The sequence below is a fragment of the Kocuria sp. KH4 genome (genome assembly GCF_053711175.1).
Genome location: NZ_JBSJYX010000059.1, coordinates 1 through 515, shown reverse-complemented (window position 1 = coordinate 515; position 515 = coordinate 1). Strand labels below are relative to the sequence as shown.

General features: G+C 66.8%; 1 protein-coding gene. It reads left to right on the top strand.

Annotated features, from left to right (window positions below):
- Positions 1–500: recombinase family protein (locus ACWCOM_RS18480; RefSeq protein WP_454550201.1), on the top strand; the 500-nt coding region annotated here is incomplete at its 5' end.
- Between the last annotated feature and the right edge of the window lie 15 nt (positions 501–515).

Here is a 515-nt window from a genome sequence, read left to right as displayed (position 1 = left end):
AAGCCGGAGAGGGGGACACGCTCGTGCTGTACTCCCTGGACCGGCTGGGACGGTCCCTGGTCCACATGGTCACCACGATTGACGAGCTGATCCGCCGCGGCGTGGCGCTGCGCAGCCTCACCGACACTATCGACACCACCACCCCCGCCGGGCGCTTCCAGCTCAACGTGTTCGTGGCGATGGCCGAATACCAACGGGCACTGATCGTGGAGCGCGTCCAGGACGGGCTGGAGGCCGCCCGGGCCCGCGGAGTGCAGCTGGGGCGCAAATCCCCGATCACCCCCGAGCAGGTGCGCGCCATCCACCGGCTGCACCGGGCGGGGCTGTCCCACTACAAGATCCACCGCCGGGTGGGAGTGTCCAAAGGGGCGGTGGGTCGGGTGCTGCTGGGGGAGATCAAATCACTGGCGCACGTGAGTATCGAGCTGCCGGCCGATGAGATTGACGTTTGGGACGCCGAGGCAGCTGCCAGCGCATCCATGAGCTATCCGAAGAAGTAACCCTACGAAAGGTCA